At 45.0% G+C, this 8,482-nt stretch carries 6 protein-coding genes and 1 pseudogene; 4 read left to right on the top strand and 3 right to left on the bottom strand.

Features of this window, described 5'->3' with window-relative positions:
• Positions 1 to 31: 31 nt before the first annotated feature.
• Positions 32 to 163, bottom strand: coding sequence for a hypothetical protein (locus ACFE90_RS33140; RefSeq protein ID WP_375506547.1), 132 nt, complete (start codon positions 161 to 163; stop codon positions 32 to 34).
• Positions 164 to 181: 18 nt separating this feature from the next.
• Between ACFE90_RS33140 and ACFE90_RS33135 the strand changes: the two genes are divergently transcribed.
• From ACFE90_RS33135 to ACFE90_RS33120, 4 genes are all read left to right on the top strand, one after another.
• Positions 182 to 1,276 carry an LLM class flavin-dependent oxidoreductase gene (locus ACFE90_RS33135; RefSeq protein WP_375506546.1) on the top strand — a complete coding sequence of 365 codons (1,095 nt, stop codon included), beginning with the start codon at positions 182 to 184 and terminating at the stop codon, positions 1,274 to 1,276.
• 1,417 nt (positions 1,277 to 2,693) lie between these two features.
• Positions 2,694 to 4,535: a vanadium-dependent haloperoxidase gene (locus tag ACFE90_RS33130; protein ID WP_375506545.1), complete on the top strand. Its 1,842-nt coding sequence runs from the start codon at positions 2,694 to 2,696 to the stop codon at positions 4,533 to 4,535.
• Positions 4,536 to 4,620: 85 nt separating this feature from the next.
• Positions 4,621 to 5,649 (top strand): c-type cytochrome, encoded by a 1,029-nt coding sequence (locus ACFE90_RS33125; RefSeq protein ID WP_375506544.1) that lies wholly within the window; start codon positions 4,621 to 4,623, stop codon positions 5,647 to 5,649.
• A 547-nt stretch (positions 5,650 to 6,196) separates the two neighbouring features.
• Positions 6,197 to 6,499 carry a hypothetical protein gene (locus ACFE90_RS33120; protein ID WP_375506543.1) on the top strand — a complete coding sequence of 101 codons (303 nt, stop codon included), beginning with the start codon at positions 6,197 to 6,199 and terminating at the stop codon, positions 6,497 to 6,499.
• Between the two features lie 132 nt (positions 6,500 to 6,631).
• On the opposite strand, the gene ACFE90_RS33115 is transcribed toward ACFE90_RS33120, so the two are convergent.
• Both ACFE90_RS33115 and ACFE90_RS33110 read right to left on the bottom strand, forming a co-directional pair.
• The gene (locus ACFE90_RS33115; protein ID WP_375506542.1) at positions 6,632 to 6,817 is read right to left on the bottom strand and encodes a hypothetical protein; all 186 of its coding nucleotides are present in this window, start codon (positions 6,815 to 6,817) and stop codon (positions 6,632 to 6,634) included.
• 498 nt (positions 6,818 to 7,315) lie between these two features.
• Positions 7,316 to 8,482: pseudogene (locus ACFE90_RS33110) on the bottom strand (response regulator); the annotation flags it as partial.

The following is an 8,482-nucleotide window of genomic DNA, read 5'->3' as shown; positions in this document are numbered from 1 at the left end:
AAACTGGTTTACAGACTGTTGCTACTGTACTTCATAAACCTGCAATCTGCTGTAAAAATAGCTGCAATTCCGGATCGGGAATTTTATCAATGACATTGGCAACAACTTGAACAATAAATAGGTCAGTTGCGATCGCTTTGCGGCTCCGACAGATTTTGCCCAAAGCCCCCTCTCTCAAGCATTGAAACAGCCTGTATTGTTGGGGTTGTTTCTGCCAATCCAGGCAGGCGGTTGGAGTGCCTCCACACTACCACGCACCACCGACTGGAGCTTTGAATACAATAAAGCTCTTGTGCTGCACGCTGAGGCGCTGGGCTTTGACTTGGTGTTTGCCCTGTCACAGTGGCTACCCAAAGGTGGTTATGGCGGTGTGTTCAACGGTCAAGCGCTAGACTCTTTTGTGACCACTGCTGCGCTCACGAGCCTGACACAGAAGATTATGCTGATCTCTACCATCCATGTGTTATATGGGCCAATTCATCCATTGCACTTAGCCAAGTACGGCGCAACGCTAGACCATATATCAGGAGGTCGCTGGGGCATCAACGTCGTGACTGGACATCGCGCTGTTGAACACGAGATGTTTGGTTGGAAACGCATTGAACATGATCATCGCTATGAAATTGCCGCCGAGTTCATCGAAGTGCTGCAACGCCTGTGGGGTGACGATGAGAACTTCTCGTTTGAGGGCAAGTCTTCATGGAAGCTCAGTGGTGCTTACGTTACACCTAAACCGAAATACGGTCGTCCAGTGCTAGTCAATGCTACTGGCTCAGACGCTGGTATCTCCTTCGCTGCACGCTACTCTGACATTGTGTTTATCACCAGCCCAGGGGGTTCTGACTTTGCCAGTGCCATCGATGTGCTACCCACACATACCCAAAGAGTAAAGCAAGCTGCGCGCGACATTGGCCGCAAAGTCCAAACACTCCTCAACCCGATGGTAATCAGCCGCGAAACTGAGCGCGAAACTTGGGCTTACCACGATGCTATAGTCGCCCACGCCGACCCGGCTGCTCCTTTGGGCTTTAGCAGATTCGACAGTGACGCGCACGCTTGGAAGGGTCGCGTGGGTAAAGATGCACCGAAGCGCCGAGCTATTGGTGGTAATATCGAGGTCATCGGTACGCCACAACAGGTAGTCGAGCAGTTTGTACAGTTAAAAAAGGCTGGTGTTAACGGTCTGCAATTGAGCTTTTATGATTTTAAGGAAGACCTACAATTTTTTGGCGATCGCATCCTACCTCTGATGAAACAGGCGGGTCTCAGGTTATAAATCCTTGTCAATGATGGGTGAGTGTGATGTAAAAGAACGTGACTTAGAGCGAACTAAAAAATGGCAGGCGACAATGCAAGCAAATTTTTTGAGTAAATGTCAATCGAGGGTTTACCCTGAGCCAAGCCGTTCGCGCAGTGTCTCGTAGAGAAGAGTTTTTTGGGCAAATAAGTGTAAGCAGCCAAACCAGCAAGTAAATTGACCAAGTAGGCGAAAAACTTATGCTCTATTAGTTTTGCCTAATTAGCCCATTTAAAAAATTGCTGATTTAAAAGGGAAAAAACTCGGTAATTCGTTGCTAAAAAGTTACTGTTTTGCAATGCAAGTACTAGAACGTGCAAGACTCAAAGATACTGATGTCAAGTAGGTGCAAATTGAGAATGATGCAGGTAAATCTGCATTACCCGGATTTCTCACCACATCTCTCAAAGCCTGCGCTTGTGCTCTTGAGCAGGGGAGCATGGGAGCAGAGGAGAGTTCATGTACAAGTTCTTTCTCCTCTGCCCCTTCTTCCCCTCAAGAAGAGTGAGAAATGCGGGATTATTCTCTGGTGCTATTGATGTTTGGGAAAATAAAGCTTCTAGCGTAGAGCCATCAGCTATCCAAATTCGCTCAAAATTATGTAGTGCAAACTCAACACTATCTGGAAGTGGTCGCTTCAGCCTTTGCTGCCAATTGAGTTGTAATCATAACAAATTGTTGTAGAAACTACTTGATTTTCATGATTGTTTGTGAGAAAGTCTAACTTAGTGATTATAAAATACGGTAAATCAATAGATTTATCGTATTTTAGATTTTGACGGGAAATAAGCGGTAAATTTTAGTTGTGCAGACAGCAATGTTTGGGCTATGCTCCATCAAAGGCGATCGCAGCAACGCTTGATATTTTAACCTCTGATTTTCCTGTTGAATTGCTCACACAACCGCATAGGAATTGGGAATTAAGCATTGAATAGCAGTAGTCAATGCATATATGAGTATTAGGAGTGGTAACCTAGCGTGCAAGTTACTTTACAGACCCCTACCCTTCTCCTGACAAAGACGCTAAAGCGAACGGGTTCTGCTTTAGCGGTACGGGGCAGGAAACAGGGAACAGGTAAAGAACTTCAGGTGTGGGTTTGATATCAAGTCCGGCTAATTAGTTATAATTGCCGATTCTATGCGTCAAACCTAAAACCCCTCCCTTGTGAACTTGCAGTCTCTTTGCGGTCTTAATGATAAGTCTTTAACAAGACACGATATAAAGCCTAGTTTAAAAAAAGAATTATGCCGAAATTCCTTTCAACGAGGCATAAAGCGCAAAGCCAGAGCGGCTCAGTTTCTGGTTTTTATTTCAATCCTACTATTAGCGCGTAGGATTGCCCATTCCCTCTGAATGGATTTTTATGTAATTTTTTACTAGTGGAGAACAACTTAGATGCAAGCAGATCCCAATTCTCATCAAGATTCTGAAAAAAATGCTCAGGCTCATAGTGAAATAACAAAAACTAAGCAACCTCAAACTAGCGCAGGTAGTAGAAGATTATTCCTCGGTCGCAGCAGCAGACGTTTATTTCTCGGTCGCGCCGGTTTGTTTAGTGCAGCTAGTGTTGTAGCAGGGGTTTTCAGTTCATCCCTTTCCTTGAAGAAAGGAGGAAATGTTGTCCAGGCTCTACAACCTGCTGCAACGTTTAACTATAGCAACTTTCGTAATAGAGCTTTTCAAGTACGTACAAGAGCAGCCAAGGTTAATTGGGAAATTCCTATTGCTCCTCATCCCACCAATGGAGATGAGGCAAAGTATGCTAACAAAATTGCGACGGATACACGAGGATTACCCCATAACCAGCTGGGCGAAGTGGATCTGAAGGCTTATCAATCTTTTATTAATGCGTTGACCTCCGATGATCCCAATGAGTATGAAAAGATCATCCTGGGTGGCACACGGAAGCTGGTACAACCGCTCGGTCCATTAGCGGTTAGCTTGAGTGGGCTGAATCCGACCCAATTGACAATTCCAGTGCCACCTACCCTCGATAGTGCAGAGCAGGCGGCTGAATTCCTCGAAATTGCTTGGCAACAATTGTTGCAGGATGTACCCTTTAGCGAGTTCCGCAATAATACAACTAACCCGCTGATTCTGGCAGCAGTTCAGGATCTGAATCGGTTGTCAGCATTCAAAGGGCCTAAACAGAATGGACGAGTTACACCCGAACTCCTATTTCGAGGCACCGCGATTTACGTTAATGCCTCTGGTGGAACGACTTACCACACGTTGCCAGGGGTAGATGTGGGGCCATACGTCTCCCAGTTTTTACTGCGTCCTGTGCCCGCAGGAACACAGAGTTATGTTCAGCTTAACCGTGTTCCCCTAGCTATTCCCGAAAACAGTTTTCAAACCAACTATAACGAGTGGTTGCTGGTACAAAATGGTGGCGATCCTGGTCGAACGATTAAATTTGACCCAACCCGTCGTTACTTTATCAACGGGCGCGACCAGTCAGAGATTGCCCACACGCCACCACCCGTCTATACAAATGCTGCTCTAATTCTACTCGCCAAGCCAGTCATTAATGACCTCCTAGCTGGTGGCGTTGGCTCACCTTACAATCCCGGTAATCCTTATAACAACTCGAAGACCCAAGTGGGTGGTTCTGCGACATTTGGTCCAGGGTATTCACAATCTTTAATCAGTTGGGTTAGTCCACATGCAATCAGAGCGGCTTATTGGCAGAAGTACTATGTTCACCGTCGTCTGCGAGCAGAGGCTTTTGGTGGATTAGTTCACAACAACAAGGTGAATAAAACAAACTATCCGATTCACCCCGATGTTTTTAACTCAGAAGCACTTGATCGCTTCTTCAGCAAAAACAAATCCTATCTGCTACCGCAGGCTTTTCCTGAAGGGGCACCATTCCACTCTTCTTATCCAGGAGGGGCTTCGGTAGCGGCAGGTGCCAGTGTCACGATTTTGAAAGCACTATTTGATGAGAGTTATGTGATTCCGAATCCGGTGGTACCCGATCCCAAAGATCCCACTAAATTGATTCCCTATCAAGGCCCACTGCTGACCGTGGGCGGCGAATTGAACAAACTGGCGGCAAATATTGGCTTGGGTCGTGATAGTGCTGGGATTCACTGGCGCACAGATGCAGCAGCGTCGTTGGCTCTTGGCGAAGCGATCGCCATCAGCATTCTCAGAGATGAAAAGCTAACGTTCCGCGAAAAATTTGCAGGTTTCACCTTCACCAAGTTTGATGGTACAAGAATCACAGTTTAAAGCTTTAACTGTTTAGAAAATATAGAGACACGATATTTCGCCTCTCTACATTTACTTAAATCCTATTTAGTTTTAAAGTTCTACAATGTCTGATCTTCGGAGATTTTACTTTCGATGCCTGCGGCGGGCTGCGCCTACGCGATTTATGTTATTGAGCATAGCAGTAGCGATCGCGTTCTTGATATCTACAACACAAGCACTCAATCCCAAAAATATAGTATCAGCACAAGAAGCATCGCCGGACATAGAACTAGCTAAGAAAATCGGTAAAGAAATTATTGCTGCTTGTCCCGTTGTCTCTGATGCTAAAAATTTAGCTGCCTTCAACTCATGCGCTGACAAACTCGCTAAGCTAACAACCCTCCGCAAAACCATGAATGCACCCTTCTTGTGGGGCGCTCAAAGCAAAGTCGGTAATTATAATCTCAAAGATAATCAAACAACTGAATTTAATCCATTAGTTTGGCGTCGCATTTACCTAGCTACTTTTATGTTCAAAGGTGAACCAAAGGTTGAACAGGTAAACAATTTAATTGTGATTCACCTTCCCATTCAGTTCCGTAATCAGCTTGATATTGGTGCTTATCCTTATCCTTTTTGGCACTCATCGAAAAAGTGGAATTCTTACCAGCAAAGTACTGAATTACTTTTGTTTCTAGAACAGAAAAAGCTCAAAGGGGCGCTGCGTTCAGCTGTAGTTGACTCACAAAGACCAGTAGTAAATCATGTATGGGATGGTAAGTGGGTTTGGAATGATGCTCATGGCAAGAAGCAACCTTATGTAACACTATATACCCGTTTGTTTTCTCCATCAAACCCACACGTCGCTGAAGTTGATGCTGCTTATCGTGCATTTGAGGTTAATCTACGTCAACACGCTTGTGTTGTTTGTCATAGTCCAGACAACGCGGCTAAACAAAATCCTTTAGTAATGCTGAGTTATCCAAATCAAGCGCTCTCATTACGACACGAAACGGTACGCCAAATCAAAGAAAAACTGATGCCACCTCCGGCTGGTATTATTAACGATCAAGAGCGACAAAAGCTAGTTGAACTCGCCCAAGCATTTGCCCAAGCAGGCGACCAAGCCTTAGCTTACGAAGGAGAAAAATAACTTCTTTCAAGTTCATTCAAACAACTGGTGATTGAATCTGATGTGGTGCTGTCAGTGCTAGTTCCTGCTGCCGCCACACAGGCAGCCTCAGAAGTTGCTTAAGCAATAGGCAGCGTTGGTAAAAGCATTTTATATGTTGATGCCAACGCGATTTCACCCCAGAAGGTTAGGAGTATTGCCCAAATAATTGAATCAAAGGGGACTTTGCTGTATGTGTTGTACGAGGTATTAAGTGGTACGCCAGTCAGTGCAATTCAATTGCAACAAGCACAAGGGCAACAGTTAATTCAGTAAACCAAAAAGTTTTTCTCTAAAGAGCGATCGCTAAAATACTTGTATTTTTTAATACTTTTTAATCCACAATTCTCTAAGCAGCAGACATAGTAGAGATTATGATTACTTATGATTATTTGGTCGAGAAATCGTGAGTACTAACCTGTTGGAATATAAATTCTTTCAACTACTTAATATTTGCGCTGTAGGGCTTGAGATAAAAAGGCTAACATCTGTTTAAGTGTAAAAAGTATGCGAGAAATTAATCGACAACATGAGCCTTTTACGACTGATTCTGAGCCAAAGAAGATTTACCCAAATATTAACTAAAAGAAAACATTTGTTGGTGATATCTGCTGTATCTATAGTGGTTGGCCCTTTTTGCAAAACTTTTTGGTTTACTGATATAGCAACGGGAGTTTGTCTAACGGCGATCGCGCTTGGGCATCCTCTTATGACTCCAAATCTGAAAGCAATTCTGCTAGTCGATGTCGGAATGTCATATCTTTTCGCTGTACTCAGTACCTTTGCTTTTTGGCGTCAAGCCGCACGCCAAAGCCAAGCTAGACTGCACTAACAGGCAGCTTGGAAACAGAATTGGGTCGCGATCGCACCCTGGCAAGTGATTGGATTGACGCTGGTTGCATCCCTCTCCAATCTGCTGCATCACAATTGGGCGACTGAAGCGCTCGTGAAAGCATCATTAGGGCTACCAATTATCTTGGTGAGTACAGAACAACTCTTTGTAATCAGCCAATTTCGGCAATAAATCTACAGACAAATCATGCACATTAGATACAGTAGCGTAAACAGGTGGCACATCCCCTACTGTTCCAGATAAGTGACCTTTATGACCATGAGTGTCTGCTTTTGTACCTTGATTGGTCTTCTCCAAATGAAATTTCGCCAAGACCCGAATGGCACTAAGTTAAGCTGAAGGGTATGCAGCGTAAAAATTGCAGAGGAGCAGGGGGGCACGGGCGCAGAGGGGAATTTCTAAATATCCGTTCGTATGCTTAAAACTTCTTCTTTCTCCCCTGCTCCTTTGCTCCTCTGCACCCCTGCTGCCTCAACGATTTTCCCTTTTCTTAGTGCCATTCCAAACTGTATGCTTTACCTATCAGCAATATTGCATCCATCAATTCCCAGGTTGAGTCCTTTGCCCGACCCAAACATTCGTATGCTGCTTGACGGAATTCCAACAATTGTGCAAAAACATCTATAACGGCAAATGAAGGTTGGTAGTGCTTCTTTCATCTTCCGTTACTGGGGTGCTTGTTCTTGCAGGCATCCCTTTATTTTTTGCTCAGTCTCTCACTTCGCGCGATCGCTCACCTTTAATCTAAAGTCCAGTTAAAATGACAACCCACTATAGATTGGGTACATACTCATATTATTGAATGCGAGAACATTCTCGACTCAATACGAGTTTCCCATTTGGGAGTCGATATACCCCAAGAGGTTCTACAATCGGGTCACTTTTTTGCCAAGAAGAATTTGGGTTGGTATTTGAGAGTGTGCTGTCAGTTGGTAAAGTTTTCACATCTACTGTGGGAAAGCTGGACATTTGAGCATCTCCCGGGCGCTGGGGTAAGCCACCAGTACCTGTGATGGTGAAGCTTCCCCTTGTTGGTTGATTGCGGCGGACAATGCAGCTATTTGCCAGGAGGCTGTCGGTGTTAATCTGATTTTCGGGTAACTCGGTAAGGCTGTTTTGGATGAAGCTGACATCGGGTATGGTGATGACTCCATTGATAGCACTAGTAGCATTCACGTCTACTCGATTATTGCCATTAAGGGTATTTAGCGGATCGTTACCAGAAGATGCAGCGCTGTAGTTTTCGCCGAAGAAGGCTCTAGTGTCGAAGGTGATATCTCCACCTTTGCCATCACGAGCAAAAGCTAGGATATCGCTGTCATCGAAAGCGAGGATGGAGCCAGCTTTCAGGTCAATTTTGCCACCTTCTCCTGCACCTTGGTTGACCTTGGTGGTAATGTCACTGTTGCCAAATAGGCGAATCTGATCAGCAGTTATGGTAATACCTCCCCCAGAAGATTCGTTGGAGGAGGTTGCGATCGTGCCATTTGTCGCTGTTAAGTTTGGGGTGTTAATCTTGATGTTACCAGCAGGAGCTGCGCCCGTTGACTCGGCATCTAAACTTGCATTGGTAAGGTTGAAGGACTCTGTGGCGTTGATGATGATACTGCCGCCTGTGCCTTCTGGATTTTTTGAGTCGGTGGATGCAGAGATAGTTGCACCGTCAGCAATGGTGAGCTTTTGCGTATCAATTCTCAACTCTCCCGCAGCACCATCACCTGTGGTTTTAACCGCAAGTGTACCTGGCCCTTGAATGGTTATGGCTTCTGGTGCTTGTACTATCAGGTTTCCTCCTTTACCACTTCCAGTTGTAGACGCAGACACTAAAGAATTGGGAGCTAAGGTGAGGTTGAGGGTGGATTGATTCTCATAGGGTTTTAGGGTTAAGGTGCCGGCGGGGGTTTGTCCTGGGAGCAACGCGATTTGGTGAGGTAGGATCAAAAACCAGCGATCGCTAACAAC

It is taken from the genome of uncultured Nostoc sp. (assembly GCF_964245445.1).
In the GTDB taxonomy this organism is placed as follows: domain Bacteria; phylum Cyanobacteriota; class Cyanobacteriia; order Cyanobacteriales; family Nostocaceae; genus Nostoc.
The sequence above is the reverse complement of the archived record's forward strand: the minus strand, read 5'-3'. Positions and strand labels throughout refer to the sequence as shown.

What these genes read in the sequence shown, in the direction of transcription:
- ACFE90_RS33130 (WP_375506545.1), top strand. Translation starts at nt 2,694, where the DNA reads ATGCAAGCAGATCCCAATTCTCATCAAGATTCTGAAAAAAATGCTCAG.
- ACFE90_RS33125 (WP_375506544.1), top strand. Translation starts at nt 4,621, where the DNA reads ATGTCTGATCTTCGGAGATTTTACTTTCGATGCCTGCGGCGGGCTGCG.
- ACFE90_RS33120 (WP_375506543.1), top strand. Translation starts at nt 6,197, where the DNA reads ATGAGCCTTTTACGACTGATTCTGAGCCAAAGAAGATTTACCCAAATA.